Source organism: Streptomyces sp. TOM-9, from assembly GCF_056858595.1.
Genome location: NZ_JBXEQB010000001.1, coordinates 4,479,857 through 4,503,518 on the forward strand (window position 1 = coordinate 4,479,857; position 23,662 = coordinate 4,503,518).

Consider the following 23,662-nt stretch of genomic DNA (forward strand, 5'->3'; position numbering starts at 1 on the left):
GCTAGGCCCGGCCGCCCACCGCGCCGGTGCGGTTGTCGTCCTCGTCCTCGGGGAGGCGGCAGACCCGCTCCAGGAAGATCGCGGCGGCGCAGACCGCGATGCCGGCGATCACCGCGGTGCCCGCGTAGATCGCCTGGTCACGGCGGGGGTCGTTGTCCAGCTGGTACATGACGAGGAAGACGCACGCGCCGCCGTACATGCCCGCGACCAGGGCGGCGACCAGCGCGCTGGCCTGGCCGAAGACCACCGCCCGGGCGGCCAGCAGCGGGTCCACGCCCTTGGCTCCCGGACGCCGCTCGCGCTGCGCGCGCAGCCTGGAGCGCAACGACAGCGCCGTCGCCGCCAGCACGGCGGCGATCAGCGCCAGCACGATCGGCGCGGCCACGGGCACGCCCGGCAGGGTGCCGAGCGAGTCCCAGAGCTTCGCGCCGGCCCAGGAGAGCACTCCGGCCACCACGAACAGTCCGACCAGGGTCCTGATGCGCAGCGCCTTCACCGAGTGCTCGCTCCCCACATCACATCGACGAACGTACCGACGGGATCGTAACGATTACTCCGGCAGCCTGAGTTCCACGTCGCCCCGGGCCCACACGCTCTCCCGGCCCACGCCCGCCAGCAGACCGGCCACCGGCCCCTGTCCGGGCAGCTCCGCCGCGGGGTCGATGTCCAGCCACGGCGCCAGCACGAAGGCCCGCTGGTGCGCCCGCGGATGCGGCAGCGTCAGCTCCGGGTCGTCGGAGACGACGCCCTGGTAGGCCACGATGTCGACGTCGATGGTGCGCGCGCCCCAGCGCTCGGTGCGGGTCCGGGCGAAGGCGTCCTCGATCGCCCGGCCGCGCTCCAGCAGCGAGGACGGCGGCAGCGTCGTCCTGACCAGGACGACGGCGTTGAAGTAGTTCGGCTGCGAGCCCGGCTCGACGCCCCAGGGCTCCGTCTCGTACACCGGCGAGACCTTCTTGACCCGGACGCCCGGGGTGTCCTCCAAGGCGTCCACGGCGCCCTGCAGCGTCTCCAGGCGGTTGCCGAGGTTGCTGCCCAGCGAGATGACGGCGAACTTCGGATTCTGCAGCGTCGAGTCCGCGGCGTCGACCTGCGCGACGACGGAGGCCGGGACCGGCTGCACGGTGGGGTCGTAGCTCACGGGCGCCTCCGGGTGATGGTGACGGACACATCGGCGAACGGGACGGTGATCGGGGCATGTGGCTTGTGCACGGTGACCTCCACCTCCTGGACCAGGTCGTGCTTGAGGACCTGGTCGGCGATCCGCTGGGCCAAGGTCTCGATCAGGTCCACGGGCTCGCCCTCGACGACGGCGGTGACCTCCTCGGCCACGATGCCGTAGTGCACGGTCCTGGTCAGGTCGTCCGTGGCGGCGGCGGGGGCGGTGTCCAGGCCGAGGACGAGGTCCACGAAGAAGTCCTGGCCCTCGCGGCGCTCGTGTTCGAACACGCCGTGGTGCCCGCGGGCCTTCAGGCCGCGCAGCGCGACACGATCCACGATTCACTCCCGCTGGTCGTCGGACGGACGGGCGGGCGCGGTCCGCCCGCCCAGCGGGAGGGGAGGGCCGCTCCGCCCTTACTCGAATGTACCTTCGACCACCGACAGTCCCCAGTACCGGGCACCGAGGCGGCCGACCGCCCCGCGCTTACCCCGGGACGCAGCGGCCTACTCCGGCCTTCACCACTTCTTGGCTCGAACGAGTGGTCAGAAGGCCTCAGGCTGACCCCTCGCCGCCGTTGTCGGCGTCCTCCGCGGCGTCCTCGTCGGCCCCGTCCGCCATCACCGGGGAACCGTGGTGCACCCACAGCCGCCAGCCCTCCGGTGTGCGCCGAAACACATTCGTGGCGACCACCAGGCCGCCCACGAGGGAGCCCATCTCGCCCTCCTCCTCGGCGGGGCCGCCGGTGAGGATGTTCTCGGTGCACGTGACGAGGGCCGTGTCGCCGTCGACCGCCACCTCCACGTCGGTCAGGAAGAACTGGATGTACTCGGTGTTCGCCATGATCAGGGCGTACGAGCGCATCACCTCGCGTCGCCCGCGCAGCACCGGCCAGCCCGGGTGCACCACGGACACCGTCTCCGCCAGCGGGCCGGTCAGCACCAGCTCCTCCAGCGCGTCCAGGTCGGACCGCTCCACGGCGTCGTAGAACGCCTGGTTGGCCTCCTCGACCCGTGCGGCCTCGGCGGTACGCGGCGTCATCCTGTCCCCCCGTCCCTCGTCGTCTGCTCGCGTGCGTCGCTCACCAAGCTCCCTCGTTCGCTTCTCCGCCCGCTCGGCATCCCGCCGCGGGCATCGTCGCCGCCTGCCGCCCGGCGGCCTCGCGTGCGTCGCTCACCAAGCTCCCTCGTTCGCTTCTCCGCCCGCTCGGCATCCCGCCGCGGGCATCGTCGCCGCCTGCCGCCCGGCGGCCTCGCGTGCGTCGCTCACCAAGCTCCCTCGTTCGCTTCTCCGCCCGCTCGGCATCCCGCCGCGGGCATCGTCGCCGCCTGCCGCCCGGCGGCCTCGCGTGCGTCGCTCACCAAGCTCCCTCGTTCGCTTCTCCCGGCACCCCTCGGCACCCGGTCGGACACCTAGCTCACCGAGCCCCTTCCAGCGCCCGCGCGACCCGTACGGCGTCGGCGCTGTCGTGCACCTCGTGCACCCGGACCGCCCAGGCGCCGCGGCCCGCCACGATGGCGGTGACGGCGGCCGTGGCGGCGTCGCGTTCCCTGGCCGGGGGCGGATCGCCGCCCTCGCCGGCCAGCACACGGCCGAGGAACCGCTTGCGGGAGGCCGCGATCAGCAGGGGGCGGCCGAGGGCCAGCAGGTCCTCGACGTGGGCGATCAGGGTCAGGTCGTGTTCAGCGTTCTTCGCGAAGCCCAGGCCCGGGTCGAGGACGATCCGCTCCGGGTCGATGCCGCCCGCCACCGCGTGCTCGAAGCTGCGCCGCAGCTCGGTGGTGACCTCGCCGACGACGTCCCGGTAGACCGCCCGGTTGTTCATGTCGATGCTCTGGCCGCGCCAGTGCATCACGATGAACGGGCTGCCCGTCGCCGCGACGACCGGGATCATCGCCGGGTCCGCCAGTCCACCGCTGACGTCGTTGACCAGCGCCGCGCCCGCCTCGACCGCCTTCTCCGCGACCGTGGCCCGCATCGTGTCGACGCTCACCACGACCCCGGCTCTGGCCAGCTCGCGGACGACCGGGACCACCCGGCGCAGTTCCTCCGCCTCGTCCACCCGCGCCGCGCCCGGACGGGTCGACTCACCGCCGACGTCCACCAGGTCGGCACCGGCCGCGACGAGGTCCAGACCGTGCTTCACCGCCAGGTCCGTGTCGAACCAGTCGCCGCCGTCGGAGAACGAGTCCGGCGTGACGTTGACCACGCCCATGACCGCGCACCGGTCCCAGGACGGCAATCCGGCCACGTGGCCGCGCATCGTACCCATGGGGCCAGCCTAGAGCGGGCGGCTCACCGCAGGCGCCGGGAGGCCCACGCGGGGAGCGCCAGGGTGACGAATCCCTCGGCGCGCATGGCGGCCAGGCCGATCCGGGGCAGGTCCCCGGTGGCCCGGAAGACCAGGAAGCGCGGCAGCCACTCCGGCTGGAACTTGGCGTTGAACCGGTACAGCGACTCGATCTGGAACCACCGGGACAGGAAGACCAGCAGGCCACGCCAGGTCCGCAGCACCGGCCCCGCGCCGAGCCGCTCCCCGCGGGCCAGCGCCGACCGGAACATCGCGAAGTTCAGCGAGACCCGCCGCACGCCCAGCCGCGGAGCCTCGCCCAGCGCGGCCACGATCAGCAGTTCGTTCAGCCCCGGGTCGGCGGACCGGTCGCGCCGCATCAGGTCCAGCGACATGCCGTCCTCGCCCCAGGGAACGAAGTGCAGCACCGCCCTCAGCACGTCCTGCGCGTCGTGCGCCGTCACCACCACGCACTCCTCGTCCGCCGGGTCGCCGAAGCGGCCCAGTGCCATGGAGAAGCCCCGCTCGGTGTCCGTGCCGCGCCAGGCGTCCGCGGCGCGGCGGACCGCGTCGCGTTCCTCCTCGCCCAGTTCCGCCACGCGCCGGACCCGGCACACGTACCCCGCGCGCTCGGTGCGCTTGACCATCTGCCGCACGTTGCGCATCGCCCGCCCCGACAGGGAGAAGCAGGAGGTCTCCACCACCGCCTCGTCGCCCAGCTCCAGGGCGTCCAGACCGGTCTCCCGGGTCCACACCTCCCCGCCGGTCTCGCTGCAGCCCATGACCGCGGGGATCCAGGCGTGCGCCCGGGCCTCGGCCATGAACCGCTGTATCGCCCCCGGCCAGGCCTCCACGTCGCCGATCGGGTCGCCGCTGGCGAGCATCACCCCCGACACCACGCGGTAGCAGACCGCGGCCTTGCCGCTCGGCGAGAAGACCACGCTCTTGTCCCTGCGCAGCGCGAAGTGCCCCAGGGAGTCGCGGGCCCCGTGCCGGCGCAGCAGCGCCCGCAGCCGCTCCTCGTCCCCGGTCGTCAGCTCGGCGACCGGATGGGCCGGGCGCAGCGCCAGGTACGCGGTGGTGGCGGCGATCAGGAACCCCAGCCCGCCCAGCGAGTACGCGACGACGTCGAAGGCCTGGCCGGTGGCGTAGGAGACCGGCCCGTCGAAGCCGAAGAGCCCGCAGACCACCTCGGCCAGCCGGTCCGTCCAGGACGGGTCGCCCATCTCCGCCGCCGGGTGGGCGCTGACGATGACCAGTCCCACCACCAGGCTGAGCGCGCTCAGCCCCGCGAAGGCCGCGACCGACTTCAGCCGGGTACGGGGGTCGCCGAGCGCCGAGAACTCCGCCCGGTACCCGATCAGCAGGGCCAGCAGCACCGCCGACAGCACGGCACCGCCCAGCGAGTGCCGGTGCAGCACCTGCGCCACCGCGCCCGCCGGCAGCAGCAGCACGGCCGCCCGCCAGGCGCGCTTCTTCCCCCGCTTGAGGGCGTGCGCCAGCATCAGCATCAGGATGCCGGTGACCACCCCCGCCGCCGCGGCCACCGAGGTGACCGTGCCCGGGAAGACCCCGGCGAGCACGTGCATCCGGCTGTGCCGGAACCCGGGGAACACCGCCGCCGCGAGGTCCAGCAGCCCCACCAGCGCGCACGCCCTCCCCACCGCGCGGGGCGCCGCCGACCCCGGCATCAGCCGTGGGAGCCGTCGCACCCTGTCCCGGGGAACCCGGACAGCGGGATCTTCCTCTGCCACGACAGACATCAGCCACCACGCCCCGGCAGTGCGGTTCACCACCGCACGCCCCGCTCTCGTCGGAGATTTGCGCCCTGTAGGACGTGAACTCCGGCGGGCGGGTTCCGTCCCCGGGCGGGAAGCCCGGAACGGTAACGGGGACCGGGGAACGGGAAACGGGAACGCCGACCGGGCCGGGGGCCGGGGCCCGCGGCCCCTCAGGTCACTGGGCCATGATCAGGCTCATCGCCTCCGCGCGGGTCGCGGGGTCGCGCAACTGGCCCCGCACCGCCGAGGTGATGGTCTTCGCGCCGGGCTTGCGAACCCCGCGCATCGTCATGCACATGTGCTCGCACTCGATGACCACGATCACACCGCGCGGTTCGAGTATCCGCATGAGCGAGTCCGCGATCTGCGTGGTCAGCCGCTCCTGCACCTGCGGGCGGCGGGCGAAGACGTCGACCAGGCGGGCCAGCTTCGACAGACCGGTGATCTTGCCGTCCACGGAGGGGATGTAGCCGACGTGGGCGACGCCCACGAACGGCACCAGGTGGTGCTCGCAGCTCGACAGCACCTCGATGTCCTTCACCAGGACCATCTCGTCGTGCCCGAGGTCGAAGGTGGTCGTCAGGACGTCCTCCGGCTCCTGGTAGAGCCCGGCGAAGATCTCCCGGTACGCCCGCGCGACCCGGCCGGGGGTCTCCCGCAGTCCCTCGCGGTCGGGGTCCTCCCCGACGGCGATCAGCAGCTCACGGATGGCGTTCTCGGCACGCTTCTCGTCGAACTCGCCGATGGGGCGCAGATCGCCCTCCAGGGTCACCGGGTCGGTCATGTGTGCCTCGTTCCTCAGACGTGCCGAAATGCGCGGACCGCGGGAACCGCGGAAACGCCGCGCCCCCCAGGATAGGAAACCTGGGGGGCGCGGCACGCATTCCGATGTCCGTGACCAAGGCCACGTCGCGGACGTCAGGACTCCGCGCTGGGCTCCTCCGGAAGCTCCACCGTCTCGGCGGACTTGCTCAGGGAGGACGCCGTGGTGCTGCCGTTGGCCGTCGGCTGGGTGCCGTTGGTCAGGGCGAGCTCCTTGGGCGAGAGCACCGGCGGGCGGGTCGACGGCGTGCGCCGCGAGGAACCCGTCCAGGCCGGACGCGCCGGACGCTTGACGATCGACTTGAAGATCTCGGCGATCTCCTCCTTGTTCAGCGTCTCCTTCTCCAGGAGGGCCAGAACGAGGTTGTCGAGGACGTCGCGGTTCTCGACCAGGATCTCCCACGCCTCGTTGTGCGCGGTCTCGATGAGCTTCTTGACCTCTTCGTCGACCAGCCCGGCGACCTCTTCCGAGTAGTCGCGCTGGTGGGACATCTCACGGCCGAGGAAGGGCTCCCCGTCGCTCGACCCGAACTTGATCGCGCCCAGCCGCTCGGTCATGCCGTACTGGGTGACCATCGCGCGGGCCGTGGTGGTGGCCTTCTCGATGTCGTCCGCGGCACCCGTGGTGGGGTCGTGGAAGACGAGCTCCTCCGCCGCGCGGCCGCCCATGGTCATGGCGAGCCGGTCGAGCATCTCGTTGCGGGTGGTGGAGTACTTGTCCTCGTCGGGCAGGACCATCGTGTAGCCGAGGGCACGGCCGCGGGACAAGATCGTGATCTTGTGGACCGGGTCGCTGTTCGGAGAAGCCGCCGCGACCAGGGCGTGACCGCCCTCGTGGTACGCGGTGATCTTCTTCTCCTTCTCGGACATGATCCGGGTGCGCTTCTGCGGGCCGGCCACGACACGGTCGATGGCCTCGTCCAGCATCGCGTTGTCGACCAGCTTCTTGTCGCTGCGCGCGGTGAGCAGCGCCGCCTCGTTGAGCACGTTCGCGAGGTCCGCGCCGGTGAAGCCGGGGGTCCGGCGGGCGACGGCCTTGAGGTCGACGTCCGGGGCGACCGGCTTGCCCTTCTGGTGGACCCGGAGGATCTCCAGGCGGCCCTGCAGGTCGGGGCGGTCGACGGCGATCTGCCGGTCGAACCGGCCCGGGCGCAGCAGCGCCGGGTCCAGGATGTCCGGGCGGTTGGTGGCGGCGATCAGGATGACGCCGCCCTTGACGTCGAAGCCGTCCATCTCGACCAGCAGCTGGTTCAGCGTCTGCTCGCGCTCGTCGTGGCCGCCGCCGAGGCCCGCACCGCGGTGCCGGCCGACGGCGTCGATCTCGTCGACGAAGACGATGGCCGGGGCGTTCGCCTTGGCCTGCTCGAACAGGTCGCGGACACGCGAGGCGCCGACACCCACGAACATCTCGACGAAGTCGGAGCCGGAGATCGAGTAGAACGGGACCCCCGCCTCGCCGGCGACGGCGCGCGCGAGCAGGGTCTTGCCGGTTCCGGGCGGGCCGTAGAGCAGCACACCCTTGGGGATCTTGGCGCCCACGGCCTGGAACTTCGCCGGCTCCTGCAGGAACTCCTTGATCTCCTGGAGTTCCTCGACGGCCTCGTCCGAGCCCGCCACGTCGGCGAAGGTGGTCTTCGGGGTGTCCTTGGTGATCAGCTTGGCCTTGGACTTCCCGAAGTTCATCACCCGGGAGCCGCCGCCCTGCATCTGGTTCATCAGGAACAGGAAGACCACGACGATGAGGACGAAGGGCAGCAGCGAGAGCAGGATGCCGACGAAGGCGTTCTGCTTCGAGGGCGCGACGGTGTAGCCGTCGGGCAGCGTGCTCTTGTCGCCGTCGTCGACCTTCGCCTGCAGGATCTTCGCCACGTCGACGCCCTGGTCGCCGATGTAGCTCGCCTTGATCTTGGAGCCCAGGTCCTTGTCGCCTACCTTGGCGCCGTCCTTGAGCTCGACCTTGATCGTGTTCTCGTCGCCGGTGGTCAGCTCGGCGGACTTGGCCTGGTTGCTGTTGATCGCCTCAATGGCCTGGCCGGTGTCCACCGTCTTGTAGCCACCGGAAGAACCGACGACCTGCATCAATACGACCACGGCGAGGACAGCCAGCACGATCCACATGACTGGCCCACGGAAATAGCGCTTCACGTCCATCCATGCGGGGCGAAATCGCCCCGTCCCTCCTGCCACAGTGAGGCACCGCGGCCTGGGGGCCGCCGGTGCATCCGGTGTATGAACCGACCTTCGGACGGTACCCCAGCATTGTCACCCGAAGTCGCCGGAGACCATAAACAAACAGCGTTACCACCCTCCAACGCGGAGGAGGGCGTCGGGGTTCCCGGAGCCTCAGCCGCCGTACACGTGCGGCGCAAGGGTGCCGATGAACGGCAGGTTCCGGTACTTCTCCGCGAAGTCCAGGCCGTATCCGACCACGAACTCGTTGGGGATGTCGAAGCCGACGTACTTCACATCGATCTCGACCTTGGCGGCGTCCGGCTTGCGCAGCAGCGTGCAGACCTCGAGCGAGGCCGGACGGCGCGAGCCGAGGTTGCTGATCAGCCAGGACAGGGTCAGTCCGGAGTCGATGATGTCCTCGACGATCAGGACGTCCCGGCCGGCGATGTCGGTGTCCAGGTCCTTGAGGATCCGCACGACACCCGAGGACTTGGTCCCGGCGCCGTACGAGGACACCGCCATCCAGTCCATGGTGACCTGGGAGGACAGGGATCTCGCGAGGTCCGCCATCACCATGACGGCGCCCTTGAGGACGCCGACGATCAGGAGGTCCTTGCCCTCGTAGTCCTTGTCGATCTGCGCAGCCAGCTCCGCCAGCTTGGCGTCGATCTCTTGCTTGGAGATGAGCACCTTCTCGAGGTCGGTGCCCATGTCGTTCTCGTTCACCCGCACAACTTCCGGCTCGGTCTACAGGGCCTGGAAGAACAGTCTGCCATTCCGCCGGCCGACGACGACGCCGCCCGGGAGGTTGAGCGGCTTCTGACCGCGCCACGCGGTGAGCAGGCGGTCGGTCTCCTCGACGTGCCGGGCGAAGAGCGAACCTGCGGGAGAGCCCGCCGCGACGGCCGCACGGCGCAGCACCCGGCGGCGCACGGCGGCGGGGAGGGTCAGCAGCCGGGCGACGTCCAGCCCGCCGTCGGCGTCGACGGCGGTCCGCTCGGCCTGGGCCGCCCACTGGTCGAGGGCGTCGGCGTCGTCCCGGGAGAGCTGGGCGGTGCGGGCCAGCGCCTCCACGACGCCCTTGCCCAGGGACTTCTCCAGCACCGGCAGCGCCTCGTGGCGGACCCGGGAGCGGGTGTAGGCCGGGTCCTGGTTGTGCGGGTCCTCCCACACGTCGATGCCCTGTGCGAGGCAGGCCTTGCGGACCGTGTCACGGTCCAGCAGCAGGAAGGGACGGCGGTAACGGCCGTTGACGGCGGGCATGCCGGACAGCGACCGGATGCCGGAGCCGCGGGCCAGCCCCAGCAGCACCGTTTCGGCCTGGTCGTCCCTGGTGTGCCCGAGCAGCACGGCGGCGGCGCCGGCGCGTTCCGCGGCGGCGTCGAGGGCCGCGTACCGGGCGTCGCGGGCGGCGGCCTCCGGGCCGCCCTGGCGGCCCACGGTGACCGCGACGGCGTCCACCGGGTCGAGTCCGAGACCGCGCAGCCGGTCGGCCACGTCGACGGCGCGGGCCGCCGAGCCGTCCTGCAGGCCGTGGTCGACGGTGACGCCGCCGGCCCGGATGCCGAGCTTGGGCGCTTCGAAGGCGAGGGCGGTGGCGAGGGCCATCGAATCGGCTCCGCCGCTGCAGGCGGCCAGCACGAGTGGGCTGCCGCCGGGGTGGTCGGTCAGGACGTCCTGGAGTACGCGGCGGACCGCCAGGCGTATCGCCGCGACCGCGGGGTGGGGACCCATGTCCGGTTTCCCTCCTGGAGAGGCTGGGGGAGGCGTCGGGACGGTGAAGATGACGCAGGGTAGCTAGATGGTGACAGACAGCGGGCAATACTCGAGCATCGCACGCTTACCCTGCGCCCACGGTCCCTCGGAAGGGTGAACCGGGAGGCCCCGGGGCCTGTTGTGCCCCGGGTCGACTCAGGTTTCGCTCCGCCCGTGCACCCGTGCCACCCAGTCCGCGGGTTTGGCGATCTCCTGCTTGGTGGGCAGGGTGTTGGGCGAGGTCCAGATCCGGTTGAAGCCGTCCATCCCGGCCCCGTCCACCACGGCCCGCACGAAACGCTCGCCGTCACGGTACTGGCGCAGCTTGGCGTCCAGCCCCAGCAGCTTGCGCAGCGCCATGTCCATCCGCCCGGCACCGCTCTGCCTGCGGCGCTGGAACTTCTCCCGGATCTCCGCCACGGACGGCACGACGTCCGGGCCCACCCCGTCCATCACGTAGTCGGCGTGCCCCTCCAGCAGCGACATGACCGCGGTCAGCCGCCCCAGGATCTCCCGCTGGTTCGGGGTCTGCACCAGGTCGATCAGGCTGCGGCCCTCGTCGCCGTCCGCGTCGACCGACGCCTCCTCCGCGTCGGGCCGGTTGCCGGAGGAGAAGGCCTGGAACGCCTCGCGCAGCCGCTCGATCAGCGTCGACGGGTCGATCTCGGTCTCGCCGAGGAAGGCCTGGATCTCCTGCTCGATGTGGTCCCGCAGCCACGGCACGGCCGTGAACTGGGTGCGGTGGGTCTCCTCGTGCAGGCACACCCACAGCCGGAAGTCGTGCGGGTCCACGTCGAGTTCGCGCTCCACGTGGACGATGTTGGGGGCCACCAGCAGGAGCCGCCCGGTGCGCGGCTCACCCGGACCGGGCGCGGCGGGACCGGCCGGCATGTCGCGGGTCGCGGGGGCGAAGGTCTCGTACTGGCCCAGCACGCGGGAGGCCAGGAAGCTCAGCAGCATCCCGACCTCGACGCCGGTCACCTTCCCGCCGACGGTGCCCAGCACGGCGCCGCCGGGGCCTCCCGGCTTGCGGGCCTGCATCTTGTCCAGCAGCGGCTTGAGCACTTCGCGGAAGCCGGCGACGTTGGCCCTGATCCACCCCGGGCGGTCCACGATCAGCACCGGGGTCCCGGTGTCGGCCGGGTCCTCCTGATCGCCGAACATCCTGGTGAAGGCCCGGACGTGCGCCTCCGACTCCTTTGCGTGCCGCCGCAGTTCCGCCACGACCGCGCGCGCCTCGTCCCGGCTCACGTCCGGTCCGGGCCGCACGAAGCGGGTCGCGGTCGCGACCGCGAGGTTCCAGTCGACCATCTCCGCACCACCGATGCTCGTCATCCCTTCACGGTACGTGCTTGTCCCCCTCCCCGGGAGCGTTCCTCGCCCGCGGCACGTCCCCGTGCCTCGTGGGGGTTGTGGGAAGTCGTTCCGCAAGGCGGAACGGGTTGGCACACCCCCACCCACCGGCGTGCAGACGCCGGCGCAACCCGGGGTGCCGCACAGGTGCGGCGCCGTCGTGGGGTTGCGCCAGCCCTCCCCCAGCTACCGCTGGGGGTGCCCCCAGCCTCCGGCGAGCGGCCGACCCGCAACCAGGTTCGGCTATGTGCGGCAGCCGCACGTGGCGAGGCCGGCGGCGAGGCGGTCGAGGGCGGACTGCGCGGCAACGGGGTCGGTCGTGCCGTTGGTCAGGAAGGCGAACGTGAGCAGGCGGCCGTCCGCGTCGACCACCGTCCCGGCGAGCGCGTTGACCCCCGTGAGCGTGCCCGTCTTCGCGCGGACGAGCCCCGCGCCCCCGCCCGCGGAGGTGAAGCGTTCCCGCAGGGACCCGGTGAAGCCCGCCACCGGCAGCCCGGTGAGGACGGGGCGGAGTTCCGGGTGGTCGGAGTCGGCCGCCAGCGCCAGCATCCGCGCCAGCTGCTCCGCTGTGAGGTGCCCGGCGCGGTTGAGCCCGCTGCCGTCCACGAAGCGGGCCCCCTTCAGCGGGAGTCCGAGTTCGCGGAGTGCGGAGCCGATGGCCTTGGCGCCGCCGGAGAAGGACCCCGGGCGGTCCGCGGCGAGGGCGGTGTGCCGGGCGAGGGCCTCGGCGATGTCGTTGTCGCTGTTGGTGAGCATGCGCTCGACCAGGTCGGCCAGGGGCGCGGACCGCGCCTCCGCCAGCCGGTCGGCCGCGTGCGTGCGCGTGGGCGCCTTGCCGGCCTTCACCGCGCCGTCGATCTCGATGCCGCGCTTGCGCAGCAGGTCCGCGAAGGCCGCCGCCGCGTCCGCCGCCGGGTCCCACCCGCGGGCGGCCGGGCCCTTGAAGCTCTTGCCGTCGGTGCGGCCCTCGTCGGCCATCAGGGCGGTGACGGGCGCGATGTTGTCGTTGTGCCCGATGGGGTGGACGGCGGGGCCGGTGAAGAGCGAGGTGTCGTACGTGAGCTTCACCGAGCGGACGCCCTTGGCGCGCAGCGCGCGGGCGGTGTCGGAGGCGAGGGTGCCCAGGGAGGCCGCCGTCCATCCGCCGCCGGGCTTCGCGCGGGCGGTCAGGGTGGGGTCGCCGCCGCCGACCAGGACGACGCGGTCCTTGCCCGCGGCGACCACGGAGGTGGTGAGCCGGTGGTCGGCCCCGAGCAGCGAGAGGGCCGCGACGGCCGTGGCGACCTTCGTGGTGGAGGCGGGGACGGCGGCCGTGGCGGTGCCCTGCCCCCACACGGTCCGGCCCGACACGGCGTCGACGACGGCGCCCGTCGTCAGCGCGCCGAGCGCGGGGTCGTGCAGCAACGGGCCGAGCCGGCCCGCCAGTCCGGCCATGGTCGGCAGCGGCGCGCCCTGCGGCCCGGACACGGCGGTGAGCACCTCGGGGGCGGGCGGCACCGGGGCGACCGCCCCCTTGTGGCCGCCCCCGCCGCCCTTCTTGTGGGGACGCGCCTGCTTCCCCTGACCGTCCCGGGAGGCGGCGATCGCCCGTTCGGCCGTACGCTGGCCTGACTCCCACGGTCCTGCTGCGGCCACAGCCGTCAGCGCCACGGCAAGTCCTGCGGCAGCCGACCCTGCCACCACCTGCCAGTTCTTCGGAACGGGCACCCCGGACCAGCCCCTTTCGCGACCACACACAAGCGTGGGAGACACTTAATCACCAGAAGTATGTGCTGATCATGGAGGACAGGCTGTGCTCGAGTTCGACGTAACGATCGAGATCCCGAAGGGTTCCCGCAACAAGTACGAGGTGGACCACGAGACCGGTCGTATCCGCCTGGACCGGCACCTGTTCACCTCGACGGTCTACCCGGCCGACTACGGCTTCGTGGAGAACACCCTGGGCGAGGACGGCGACCCGCTGGACGCCCTGGTCCTGCTCGACGAGCCGACCTTCCCCGGCGTCCTCGTGCGCTGCCGCGCGATCGGCATGTTCCGCATGACGGACGAGGCCGGCGGCGACGACAAGCTCCTGTGCGTGCCCGCCTCGGACCCGCGGGTCGAGCACCTGCGTGACATCCACCACGTCTCCGAGTTCGACCGCCTGGAGATCCAGCACTTCTTCGAGGTCTACAAGGACCTGGAGCCCGGCAAGTCCGTCGAGGGCGCCAACTGGGTGGGCCGCGCCGAGGCCGAGGCCGAGATCGAGGCGTCCTACAAGCGCCTGAAGGAGCACGGCGGTCACTGACCCCGTACGCTCCCGCGGCCATGAGGGCGGCGCGCTCCCTGCCGGGGCGGGCCGCCCTCAGGCGTGTCCGGGGGCGTCACCCGCAGGCGTCGAGCAGTTCGGCCAGCGCGCCGTGCAGGGCCCCGGCGAGCGTGTCGGCGTCCGGCAGGGACTCCGCGTCCGCGAGCAGCCCGATGTGGACCCGGCGGCGGTACGTGGAGACGGCGACCGCCAGCGACTGCCCGCGGGCGAGCGGGGCGATCGGGTAGAGCTCCGTCATACGGCAGCCGTCCAGGGTGAGCGGCACGTCGAGCATCGGCACGTTGGTGACCAGCACGTCGAACAGCAGTCGCGCCGAGGCGGCGAGCAGCGGCGCGGCGAAGCGGTGCGCGAGCGGCGGCACGCTGTCGGCCAGCAGCGCGACGGCACCGGGCCCCGAGTCGGGTCCGGCGTCCTTGTTGCGGTCCATGCCCGCGCGGACGTCGCGCAGCCGGGCGAGCGGGTCGGGCTCGCCGACCGGCAGCCGCAGCAGGTAGCCGGAGATGCGGTTGCCCCGGCCGCCGCGCACGCCTCTGCGGCGGCGCCGCGCCACCGGGATCAGGGCGCGCGGGCCCGGACCCGCCGGGTCGTCGCCGCGGGCCTGCATCCAGCGCCGCAGCGCCCCGGCGACGACGGCCATGACGACGTCGTTGACGGTCCCGCCGCTGGTCTTGCGGACCCGGTGCAGGTCGTCGACGTCGAGGGAGGCAGTGGCGAAGCGCCGCTCCGCGCCACCGGGCGTCCAGGCCGCGCCCAGCGCGGCGGGCCCGCCGGGGTCGAGGGAGGCGCGCAGCACGGCCGAACCGATGCCCAGGGCGCGCCCGGCCTCGCGCACCCGGTCCGGCAGGGAGGCGACGACCTGCCACGGATCGGGCAGCGGCAGCGCGGGCAGGTGGATGCCGGGCCCCCGTACCTGGGCCGGTACGGCCGCCTCGACGCCGGGCCGCGGCGCCGGAGCCCCCGGCGCCGGACCCGCCGGGGCGGGGGCGGCCGCCGTGGTGCGGGCCCCCTGGTCGAGCAGGGCGGCGCCGAACTCCACGGCACGCAGGCCGTCGGCGAGGGCGTGGTGCAGCTTGACCAGGACGGAGAAGGGCGCGTCGGGGGCACCCTCGATGACGTAGACCTCCCACGGCGGCCGGTCGCGGTCCATGGGCCGGGACATCAGTTCGGCGACGGCGGCCCGGGCGTCGGCCCGCCGGACGGCGTGGACGTGGTGCCGGGCGTCGAAGTGCTCGTCGGCCGCCCAGGCGGCGCCGCCGACGCCGTACCAGACGTCCTTCACGCGCTGCCGCATCCGCGGTACGGCCTCGGCCCGGGCGGTGAGCAGCGCGGCGAGTCCGTCGGCGTCGACCGGGTGCTCCGGGTCGCGGTCGAAGACGGCCACGGCGCCCAGGTGCATGGGGTGACCCGGCGAGTCCAGGTTCCAGAAGGCGAGGTCCAGCGGGCTCAGGTGCTCGTCTGCCAAGGCTCCATGCCTCCGAAAGGTCGGGTTTTGCCCCGGAACGGACTCCAGTTGGTGAAGTGAAACCCCTAAAACCGATTACAGTCAACTACGACCACGATACGGACAGTTAACATCAGGTTGCCCGTGCGATCGCCGGGCGGCGAGGCGACGGGGCCCGGAAGGCTCAGAAGCCTCGGGTCCGCTTGGCCGCCGCGCGGCGTCGTGCCTGGTCAGCGCCACCGGGCAGCTTGATGAACAGCCGCGCGATCTCTCCTCCCAGGTTCACCCCGATGGCCACGGCGAGGGCCAGCGCCGCCGCCTTCGTCAGCGAGGCGAATCCCTGGTCCAGGTGACCGCGGGTCAGCCCGAGGAGCCCGAAGTACGTCGCGGAACCCGGCAGCAGCGGGCCGATGGCCGCCGTCACATACGGCAGCGCGGAGGCGTACCGGTAGCGGGAGAGCACCTGGCCGAAGAGACCCACCAGGCCGGCGGCGACGGCGGTGGCCGCGACCGGCGACATGCCGATGCCGATCTTCTCCTGGTGCAGCGCCGCGTAGACCGTCCAGGCGACACCGCCGTTGAGCGCGGCGACCACCAGCACGCCGCGCTCGCACTGCAGCAACACGGCGAAGGCCAGGCTCAGCACCATCGCGGCGACCAGTTGCACCGGCGGGTTCTCGTAGGCCCGGAAGACCTGGTCGGGGTCGAGTCCGGCGCCCAGGCTGACCCCGGCGTAGAGGATCAGCGTCACGCCGACCACGATGCCGGTGAAGAGGTACATCACCTCCAGCAGGCGCGCGGAGGCGGTGATGTAGAAGCCGGTCAGGCCGTCCTGGACGGCCGCGACCAGGGCCCTTCCCGGGATCAGCGCGAAGAGCCCACCGGTGATGACCGCCGAGGCCTGCAGGGTGCTCGTACCGGGCAGGTGCTGGCCGAACCGGGCGACCAGCACCCCCATCACGGCGGCGGGCATCGCCGCGGCGACGAACTGGTAGAACTCCGGCAGCCCGCGGCCCGCGCACAGCCAGGCCAGCCGGTCGCCCAGCATCGCGCCGAGCGCGGCGATCGCGAACACCAGCGGACCGCCGCCGCCGACCAGCATGCTCGCCGCGCCGGCGAGGAGCCCGGCCGCCCCGGTCAGCAGCCAGCCCGGGTACGGGTGCCGGTTGCGGCGGATCTCGGCGAGCCGCCGGTAGGCGTCCTCCAGGCTGAGGTCGGCCGCGGTGACGTCGTTGATCAGCCGGAAGACGGCCGCGAGACGGGTGTAGTCGGTGGCCCGGCGGCGCACCGTGCGGTTGGCGGTGACCGGCGCGTCCACGAGCGAGGGCTGGTACGAGATGCCCAGCAGGGTGAACGTCACGGTCGGCTCGACCCGTCCGAGCCCGTAGGCGTGGGCGACGCCGAGCATCGCGGCCTCGACGTCCTCCGCGCCCTCGCCGCCGGCGAGCAGCAGCTCACCGATGCGCAGCGTGAGGTCGAGCACGCGCGGGACCGGTGGGCCGCCCTCCGCCTCCGGCCGCCGGGCGGGCTGCTCGGGAGCGGGGCGCTCGCCGACGGGCATGCGCAGCATCGTGCGCATCCGGTCGGGCCAGGGGGTCTCCTTGGAGAGGCTGACGACCGGGATGCCCTCGGGGGGCGTGAAGGCCGGGTGGGACAGCTGCGACGAGGTCCGCGTCCCGGGGCGGGCGAAGGCGGAACCCTGCGGTTCGGGCCTGGGCAGTTCCACGCCCAGGGGCGGGGTGAACTCCGAGCCGCCGGCCGGCTGCTCGGGCTCGTCGGGCTCCTTGGGGTGCGCCACGGGATCCTCCTTTCGACGCGTGATCACTGGACGGTGCCGGGGTGTGCCAGAGGGGAGGGTGCGGTCACCCTCCCCTCTGGCACAGCGGGACGACTGCCCACTCCCTCCGTCGGCTAACGGCGGTTCGCGCGGTGCCGCCCGCCGGAGCCCCGCTGGAGCGGGGGCTGGCCGGCCTCGTCCTCGGCCTCGTACTCGTGTGCGCCGGGCAGCGGCCCGGGGCCGGCCTTGCGGGAGGCCGCGCGGGCGCGCAGGAACTCGATCGCGATCGGGACGACCGAGAGCAGCACGATGCCGACCAGGATCAGCTCGATGTGCTCGTGGACGAACGCGATCTGGCCCAGCCAGTAGCCGAGCAGGGTCACGCCGGCGCCCCACATCAGGCCGCCGACGATGTTGTACGTCACGAAGACGCGGTAGTTCATGCGGCTGACGCCGGCGATGATCGGGGTGAAGGTGCGCACGATCGGCACGAAGCGGGCGAGCACGATCGACTTGGCGCCGTGCCGCTCGAAGAACTCGTGGGCCTTCTCGACGTTCTCCTGCTTGAAGAGCCTGGAGTCGGGGCGCCGGAAGAGCGAGGGCCCGACCTTGCGGCCGAAGAGGTAGCCCACCTGGTCGCCGGCGACCGCGGCGAGCACGACCAGCACGCAGACCAGCCAGATCGGATAGTCGAGCTTGCCGCCCGCGACCAGCAGGCCGCCGGTGAAGAGCAGGGAGTCACCTGGCAGGAAGAAGCCGATGAGCAGACCCGACTCGGCGAAGACGATCGCCAGCAGGCCGATCAGGCCCGCTGACGAGATGAGGTAATCGGGGTCGAGCCATTGCGGGCCCAGGGCGAGAGTCGTCACGCGCCAAAAGTATCAACGTGGTCGCGACCGAACCGTTCCCAGCCCGCGAACGCTCGGCTACGGTCCTCCCAAGCGTTTTACCGTGCAACACCGCAAGTCGCCCGTCACTCCTGAATCATCATGATCCGGCGGAACCCACATGACTCGCGCCATTTCCCTGCACGACGTCTCGAAGACCTACGGCCGCGGCGTGCGCGCCGTGGACCGCTTCTCCCTGGACATCGCCCCCGGCGAGTTCCTGGTGCTGCTCGGCCCCTCGGGCTGCGGCAAGTCCACGGTGCTGCGCATGATCGCCGGCCTGGAGGACATCACCTCCGGCGAGCTGCTCCTGGACGGCGAGTACGCCAACGACCTGGCGCCGGGCGACCGGAGGATGGCCATGGTCTTCCAGAACTTCGCCCTCTACCCGAGCATGACCAGCCGGGAGAACATCGGCTTCCCGCTGCGCTTCGAGATGCCCGGGCAGGACACCGGGCCCCGGGTCGCCGAGACCGCGCGGACCCTGGGCATCGAGGACATCCTCGACCGCTACCCGGGCCAGCTGTCCGGCGGCGAGCGGCAGCGGGTCGCGATGGGCCGGGCCATCTCGCGGCGCCCGTCCGTCTTCCTGATGGACGAGCCGCTGTCCAACCTCGACGCCAAGCTCCGCTCGCACCTGCGCGCCGAGATCGCCCGGCTGACCCGCGGCATGGGCGTGACGACCGTGTACGTCACCCACGACCAGGCCGAGGCGATGTCCCTGGGCGACCGCGTGGCGATCATGCGCAACGGCGTGCTGCAGCAGGTGGGCACCCCGCGTGCGGCGTACCACCTGCCGCAGAACGTCTTCGTGGCCGCCTTCATCGGCACCCCGCGGATCAACCTCATGGAGGCGACCGTGGTGGCACCGCTGGACGGCGGGATGTGGATCGACCTCGGGCGGCAGCGGCTCGTCCTCCCCCAGCCGCTGAGCAGGGACCACCAGATGCTCCGCATCCAGCAGGGCCGGCCGGTCATCGTCGGCCTGCGTTCGGAGGCCGTGCGCATCGACCGGCCGAGCAGCGCGCGGCCGGGCGAGGTGGTGCTGAGCGGTGTCGTGGAGCACGTGGAGTACCAGGGCCACGAGTCGCTGGTGCACCTGGGCACCGGCGCCCGCGCGGCCGTCGTGCCCGAACTGGAGTCCGCCCGTCCGGGCACCGGGCGGCAGCGCTCCCGTGCGGCGTCCCGGCAGGGCGGCGCGGCAGGCCTGGGCCGGTTGGTGCAGAAGGCCGCCGCCCGGGTCTCCGGCCAGGGCCAGACGGCCGTACTGGACCCGCCGGGGCAGCGGCCGGAGACCGAGCGGCACGCCGGCGGGGGCGGCGACCTGGTCGTGCGCACCGGGCCCGACCTGCGGCTCCGCGCCGGCCAGCACGTGCCGCTGCTGGTCGACCTCGCGCACCTGTACGTCTTCGACCACGCGGGCCACCGGATCTGCCCGGCCCCGGACCGGGCACCGCACCTGGAGTACTGAGACTGCGCGGGACGGCGGGCAGGGGCGACGATGCCCGTATGGGTATCGACGAGTACGGCGGCGGACAGTCGCCCCGGTCCGCCGTCCTGGTGGTCACCACGAACGACGTGCCGGGCCACCGGGTGGAACGGGTGATCGGTGAGGTGTTCGGCCTCACCGTGCGCTCCCGCCACCTGGGCAGCCAGATCGGCGCGGGCCTGAAGTCCCTGATCGGCGGCGAGCTGAAGGGCCTCACCAAGACCCTGGCCCAGACCCGCACCGAGGCGATGGAGCGGCTGGTGGAACAGGCGCAGTCGCGCGGCGCCAACGCGGTGCTGGCGATGCGCTTCGACGTCGGCGAGGCCGCCGACGCCGGCACCGAGGTGTGCGCTTACGGCACGGCGGTGGTGATCAGCCCCGCGCCCGCCTAGCGTTGGCGACGATCGCGTCGTGGACGTACTGCGCGGTGCCCGGCGCGATCGCCTCGTAGAAGGCGTTGAAGCGCGGGTCCGCCAGGTACATCCCGGCGAGACCGGTGTGGATCTCGTACGTGCAGTCGTAGTAGTGGTCCGCGATGAACTGCCGGTGCTCCTCGGCCAGGTCCATCGCCGCCTCGCCGTCCGCCGGGGCGCCGGACCCGCGCAGCGCGACCAGCCGGGCGCCCCAGTCCTCCTGTTCGGCCTTGATGCGCAGCCAGTCCTCCTTGGTGTAGGAGGCGGCACGGCGCTGCGACTGCTCGTACGCCTCGGTGTCGCCCCAGCGCTCCCGGGTCTCCTCGGCGTGCCGGTCGGGGTCGTAGTCCCCGAAGACCTCGAACTTCTCCTCGGGCGTGAGGTTGATGCCCATCGTGCGTGCCTCCATGGCTCGTTGGACGGCGTCGGCCATCTCCGTCAGCTTCCCGATCCGCGCGGTCAGCAGCTCGTGCTGGCGCCGCAGGTGCTCCCGCGGGTCCGCGGCCGGGTCGTCGAGGAGGACCGCCACCTGGTCCAGGGGGAAGCCGAGCTCCCGGTAGAAGAGGATCTGCTGCAGCCGGTCGAGGTCGGCGTCGCTGTAGCGCCGGTGGCCCGCGTGGCTGCGGGCGCTGGGCGAGAGCAGTCCGATCTCGTCGTAGTGGTGCAGCGTGCGGACGGTCACGCCGGCGAAACCCGCCACCTGCCCGACCGGGTAGCCCGTGCTCGTGTTCATGACCACACCCTCCGGCCTCACGCCACGTGAGGTGCAAGTGCCATATTGGTGCGCATGCTGGGAATCACCGACCTGTCGACGTACGTCCTGGGCACCGTACTGATCGTGCTGCTGCCGGGGCCGAACTCGCTGTACACCCTGTCCGTCGCGGCGCGCCGCGGCGTCCGGACGGCGTACCGCGCGGCCCTGGGCGTCTTCCTCGGCGACACCGTGCTGATGACCGCTTCGGCGGCGGGCGTGGCCGGGCTGCTCCAGGCCAACGCCGTGCTGTTCGGCATCGTGAAGTACGCGGGCGCCGGCTACCTGGCGTGGATCGCCGTCGGCATGGCGCGGGCCGCCTGGGGCATGTGGCGCTCCCGGGGCACCCAGCCGGTGGCGCCGGCCACCGCGGCCGAGGAGGTGGCGGACGCGGAGCGGCCGTTCCGGCGGGCGCTGGTGATCAGCCTGCTCAACCCCAAGGCGATCCTGTTCTTCATCTCCTTCTTCGTGCAGTTCGTGGACCCCGGCTACGCCCACCCCGCGCTGTCCTTCCTCGCGCTGGGCGCCATCGCGCAGGTCTTCAGCTTCTGCTACCTGACGCTGCTGATCTTCGGCGGCACCTACCTGGCCGCCCAGTTCCGCCGTCGCAGGCACCTGGCGGCGGGACTGACCTCGGGCGCCGCGGCGCTCTTCCTGGGCTTCGCGGCGAAGCTGTCGATGTCCTCGGCGGGCTGAGCGGCCCCCGGCCGGGGCCGGTCGCCGCCGACCTGCCGGTGACGGGTTTCACACGTATCGTGACGGTATGTCGCTGCACAAAGGTGCCGAGGGCCTGCCGAAGCTCGCCGTGAACCCCTTCTACGCCGGGGCCGACCCGGTCGCCGGGATGCGCGCGGCGCCACCGAAGCACCGGCTGCCCGACGGCCCGATGGCGCCCGCCACGGCGTACCAGCTCGTCCACGACGAGCTGATGCTCGACGGCAACGCCCGGCTCAACCTCGCCACCTTCGTCACCACGTGGATGGAGCCCGAGGCCGGGGTGCTGATGGGCGAGTGCCTCGACAAGAACATGATCGACAAGGACGAGTACCCGCGCACCGCCGAACTGGAGCGGCGCTGCGTGTCGATGCTCGCCGACCTGTGGCACGCCCCCGATCCGGAGAGCGCCGTCGGCTGCTCCACCACCGGCTCCTCCGAAGCCTGCATGCTCGCCGGGATGGCCCTCAAGCGCCGCTGGATGAGGCGTGCGGGTGACGGCACCCGCACGTCCCTCGCACGCCGCCTGACCAGGCGCGCCGGCGACCGCCACCCGGGCACCGGCCGCCCGAACCTGGTCATGGGCGCCAACGTGCAGGTCTGCTGGGAGAAGTTCTGCAACTTCTGGGAGGTCGAGCCGCGCCTGGTGCCGATGGAGGGCGACCGGCTGCACCTGGAAGCGGACACGGCCGTCGCGATGTGCGACGAGAACACCATCGGGGTCGTGGCCGTCCTCGGCTCGACCTTCGACGGCTCCTACGAGCCCGTGGCCGAGATCTGCGCGGCGCTCGACGCCTTCCAGGAGCGGACCGGGCTGGACGTCCCCGTCCACGTCGACGGGGCCTCCGGGGGCATGATCGCGCCCTTCCTCGACGAGGACCTGGTCTGGGACTTCCGGCTGCCCCGGGTGGCCTCGATCAACACCTCCGGCCACAAGTACGGGCTGGTCTACCCCGGCGTCGGCTGGGCGCTGTGGCGGGACAGCGACGCCCTGCCCGAGGAACTGGTCTTCCGGGTCAACTACCTCGGCGGCGACATGCCGACCTTCGCCCTGAACTTCTCCCGGCCGGGCGCGCAGGTCGTCGCCCAGTACTACACCTTCCTGCGCCTGGGCCGGGACGGCTTCCGCACCGTCCAGCAGACCGCCCGCGACGTGGCCGTCTACCTCGCCTCGCGGATCGAGGAGTGCGGGGACTTCCGGCTGATCACCCGAGGCGACCAGTTGCCGGTCTTCGCCTTCACCACCGCCGACCACGTCACCGCCTACGACGTCTTCGACGTCTCCCGGCGGATGCGCGAGCGCGGCTGGCTGGTGCCCGCCTACACCTATCCGGCCGACCGCGAGGACCTGGCGGTGCTGCGCATCGTGGTCCGCAACGGCTTCTCCGAGGACCTCGCCGACCTTTTCCTCGCCGACCTCAAGCGCTACCTCCCCCAGCTGCGCGAACAGGAACACCCGCTCCACCCGCCCGGCGAGGCACCCACCGCCTTCCACCACTGAGCGCCGCGCGGCGGGGCACACGCTCCCCATGGGGAAGGACGAACGGACCAAGGGCACCGTCTTCATCGCCCTCGCCGCGAACCTGGTGATCGCCGTGGCGAAGGCGGTCGGCGGGCTGCTCACCACCTCGCCGGCGCTGCTGTCGGAGGCCGCGCACTCGGTGGCCGACACCCTCAACGAGGTCTTCCTGCTGGCCGCGCTGCGCCGCAGCCGGCGCAGACCCGACGCGCGGCACCCTTTCGGCTACGGCAAGGAGCGCTGGTTCTGGTCGCTGCTCGCCGCCGTGGGGATCTTCGTGATGGGCGGCTGCTTCTCCTTCTACCAGGGCCTGTCCGCGTTCCACGAGCGCGAGCCGCACACCACGCAGGCCTTCCTGACCGCCGTGGCCGTCCTGGTCGTCTCCCTGCTCGCCGAGGGATCCTCACTGCTCAGGGCGCTGCTGCAGGTGCGCGGCGGGGCCCGCGAGCACGGCCGCCCCTTCCGCACCGAACTGCGCGAGGGCGACGACCCCACCCTGCGCACCGTGCTCGGCGAGGACAGCGCCGCGGTGCTCGGCGTGCTGCTGGCGCTCGCCGGCGTGGTGCTGCACTGGACGACCGGCGACCGCACGTGGGAGGCGTACGCGTCCCTGGCGATCGCCGCCCTGCTGATGTACGTCGCCTACCGGCTCGGCAAGGACTGCCGGGACACCCTCATCGGTGAGGCCGCCGACCCCCGGCTGCGGCAGCGGGCGCACGAACTGCTGACCCTGCAGCCGGAGATCGACACGGTCACCGCGCTGCTCACGATGCGCCTCGGGGTCGACTCGGTGCTGCTGGCAGCCCGGGTGGACCTGACCGAGGGCATCGACAGCGAGACCGTGGAGGAGGCCGCGGTCCGCATCAAGCGCACCCTGGCCGAGGAGTTCCCCGAACTGGACCAGATCTTCCTGGACGTCACGGACGCCTCCGACGAGGACCGCCGCGCGGCGCACCGGCTGCGGCGGTCCCTGCGCGCCGAGGCGGGCAAGGGCGAGGGCGGGGGCTGACCGGTCGCCCGGCCGGCCCCCG

22 protein-coding genes are annotated in these 23,662 nt (G+C 72.4%); 6 read left to right on the top strand and 16 right to left on the bottom strand.

Annotated features, from left to right (window positions below; all coding sequences use genetic code 11):
• Nucleotide 1 precedes the first annotated feature (1 nt).
• From AC1VWI_RS20770 to dacB, 12 genes are all read right to left on the bottom strand, one after another.
• Entirely contained in the window at nt 2-496 is a 495-nt protein-coding gene (locus AC1VWI_RS20770; RefSeq protein WP_499516874.1) for a DUF3180 domain-containing protein, read from the bottom strand.
• A 54-nt stretch (nt 497-550) separates the two neighbouring features.
• Nucleotides 551-1,141, bottom strand: coding sequence for a 2-amino-4-hydroxy-6-hydroxymethyldihydropteridine diphosphokinase (gene folK, locus AC1VWI_RS20775; protein ID WP_499512515.1), 591 nt, complete (start codon nt 1,139-1,141; stop codon nt 551-553).
• Nucleotides 1,138-1,497: a dihydroneopterin aldolase gene (gene folB / locus AC1VWI_RS20780; RefSeq protein WP_499512516.1), complete on the bottom strand. Its 360-nt coding sequence runs from the start codon at nt 1,495-1,497 to the stop codon at nt 1,138-1,140. Before folB ends, folK begins: the two co-directional genes overlap by 4 nt.
• A gap of 217 nt (nt 1,498-1,714) precedes the next feature.
• Nucleotides 1,715-2,200, bottom strand: coding sequence for a nuclear transport factor 2 family protein (locus AC1VWI_RS20785; protein WP_499512517.1), 486 nt, complete (start codon nt 2,198-2,200; stop codon nt 1,715-1,717).
• A 376-nt stretch (nt 2,201-2,576) separates the two neighbouring features.
• Nucleotides 2,577-3,431, bottom strand: a complete 855-nt coding sequence (gene folP / locus AC1VWI_RS20790; protein ID WP_499512518.1) for a dihydropteroate synthase — start codon at nt 3,429-3,431, stop codon at nt 2,577-2,579.
• Nucleotides 3,432-3,454: 23 nt separating this feature from the next.
• Entirely contained in the window at nt 3,455-5,212 is a 1,758-nt protein-coding gene (locus AC1VWI_RS20795; RefSeq protein ID WP_499512519.1) for a phosphatidylglycerol lysyltransferase domain-containing protein, read from the bottom strand.
• A gap of 193 nt (nt 5,213-5,405) precedes the next feature.
• Nucleotides 5,406-6,014: a GTP cyclohydrolase I FolE gene (gene folE, locus AC1VWI_RS20800; protein WP_499512520.1), complete on the bottom strand. Its 609-nt coding sequence runs from the start codon at nt 6,012-6,014 to the stop codon at nt 5,406-5,408.
• A 134-nt stretch (nt 6,015-6,148) separates the two neighbouring features.
• Nucleotides 6,149-8,203, bottom strand: coding sequence for an ATP-dependent zinc metalloprotease FtsH (ftsH, locus tag AC1VWI_RS20805; protein ID WP_499512521.1), 2,055 nt, complete (start codon nt 8,201-8,203; stop codon nt 6,149-6,151).
• 192 nt (nt 8,204-8,395) lie between these two features.
• Complete coding sequence (hpt, locus tag AC1VWI_RS20810; protein WP_499516875.1) at nt 8,396-8,935, bottom strand: hypoxanthine phosphoribosyltransferase; 540 nt, start codon at nt 8,933-8,935, stop codon at nt 8,396-8,398.
• Between the two features lie 36 nt (nt 8,936-8,971).
• Entirely contained in the window at nt 8,972-9,958 is a 987-nt protein-coding gene (tilS, locus tag AC1VWI_RS20815) for a tRNA lysidine(34) synthetase TilS (protein ID WP_499512522.1), read from the bottom strand.
• 177 nt (nt 9,959-10,135) lie between these two features.
• Nucleotides 10,136-11,314 (bottom strand): zinc-dependent metalloprotease, encoded by a 1,179-nt coding sequence (locus AC1VWI_RS20820; protein WP_499512523.1) that lies wholly within the window; start codon nt 11,312-11,314, stop codon nt 10,136-10,138.
• Between the two features lie 261 nt (nt 11,315-11,575).
• Nucleotides 11,576-12,982 carry a D-alanyl-D-alanine carboxypeptidase/D-alanyl-D-alanine endopeptidase gene (dacB, locus tag AC1VWI_RS20825; RefSeq protein WP_499512524.1) on the bottom strand — a complete coding sequence of 469 codons (1,407 nt, stop codon included), beginning with the start codon at nt 12,980-12,982 and terminating at the stop codon, nt 11,576-11,578.
• A gap of 142 nt (nt 12,983-13,124) precedes the next feature.
• On the opposite strand from dacB, the gene AC1VWI_RS20830 reads away from it, so the two are divergent.
• Nucleotides 13,125-13,619 carry an inorganic diphosphatase gene (locus AC1VWI_RS20830; RefSeq protein WP_319139054.1) on the top strand — a complete coding sequence of 165 codons (495 nt, stop codon included), beginning with the start codon at nt 13,125-13,127 and terminating at the stop codon, nt 13,617-13,619.
• Between the two features lie 76 nt (nt 13,620-13,695).
• On the opposite strand, the gene AC1VWI_RS20835 is transcribed toward AC1VWI_RS20830, so the two are convergent.
• The 3 genes from AC1VWI_RS20835 to AC1VWI_RS20845 form a co-directional block, all read right to left on the bottom strand.
• Nucleotides 13,696-15,102, bottom strand: coding sequence for a wax ester/triacylglycerol synthase family O-acyltransferase (locus AC1VWI_RS20835; protein ID WP_499512525.1), 1,407 nt, complete (start codon nt 15,100-15,102; stop codon nt 13,696-13,698).
• A 163-nt stretch (nt 15,103-15,265) separates the two neighbouring features.
• Nucleotides 15,266-16,879: a threonine/serine exporter family protein gene (locus AC1VWI_RS20840; RefSeq protein WP_499512526.1), complete on the bottom strand. Its 1,614-nt coding sequence runs from the start codon at nt 16,877-16,879 to the stop codon at nt 15,266-15,268.
• Nucleotides 16,880-16,992: 113 nt separating this feature from the next.
• Nucleotides 16,993-17,727 (bottom strand): DedA family protein, encoded by a 735-nt coding sequence (locus AC1VWI_RS20845; RefSeq protein ID WP_499512527.1) that lies wholly within the window; start codon nt 17,725-17,727, stop codon nt 16,993-16,995.
• Nucleotides 17,728-17,866: 139 nt separating this feature from the next.
• Here AC1VWI_RS20845 and AC1VWI_RS20850 point away from each other — a divergent pair, with 139 nt between their 5' ends.
• Together AC1VWI_RS20850 and AC1VWI_RS20855 are read left to right on the top strand one after the other, a co-directional pair.
• Entirely contained in the window at nt 17,867-19,216 is a 1,350-nt protein-coding gene (locus tag AC1VWI_RS20850) for an ABC transporter ATP-binding protein (protein WP_499512528.1), read from the top strand.
• Nucleotides 19,217-19,254: 38 nt separating this feature from the next.
• On the top strand, nt 19,255-19,626 hold the full coding sequence (locus AC1VWI_RS20855; RefSeq protein ID WP_499512529.1) for a YbjQ family protein: 372 nt from the start codon (nt 19,255-19,257) through the stop codon (nt 19,624-19,626).
• Here AC1VWI_RS20855 and AC1VWI_RS20860 read toward each other — a convergent pair.
• Nucleotides 19,607-20,380, bottom strand: a complete 774-nt coding sequence (locus AC1VWI_RS20860; protein ID WP_499512530.1) for a MerR family transcriptional regulator — start codon at nt 20,378-20,380, stop codon at nt 19,607-19,609. The genes AC1VWI_RS20855 and AC1VWI_RS20860 overlap by 20 nt on opposite strands.
• A gap of 54 nt (nt 20,381-20,434) precedes the next feature.
• Here AC1VWI_RS20860 and leuE point away from each other — a divergent pair, with 54 nt between their 5' ends.
• The 3 genes from leuE to AC1VWI_RS20875 all read left to right on the top strand — a co-directional run bounded on the left by leuE (nt 20,435) and on the right by AC1VWI_RS20875 (nt 23,640).
• Nucleotides 20,435-21,094: a leucine efflux protein LeuE gene (gene leuE / locus AC1VWI_RS20865; RefSeq protein WP_499512531.1), complete on the top strand. Its 660-nt coding sequence runs from the start codon at nt 20,435-20,437 to the stop codon at nt 21,092-21,094.
• A gap of 67 nt (nt 21,095-21,161) precedes the next feature.
• Nucleotides 21,162-22,613 (top strand): glutamate decarboxylase, encoded by a 1,452-nt coding sequence (gad, locus tag AC1VWI_RS20870; RefSeq protein ID WP_499512532.1) that lies wholly within the window; start codon nt 21,162-21,164, stop codon nt 22,611-22,613.
• Between the two features lie 28 nt (nt 22,614-22,641).
• Complete coding sequence (locus AC1VWI_RS20875) at nt 22,642-23,640, top strand: cation diffusion facilitator family transporter (protein WP_499512533.1); 999 nt, start codon at nt 22,642-22,644, stop codon at nt 23,638-23,640.
• Nucleotides 23,641-23,662: the final 22 nt, after the last annotated feature.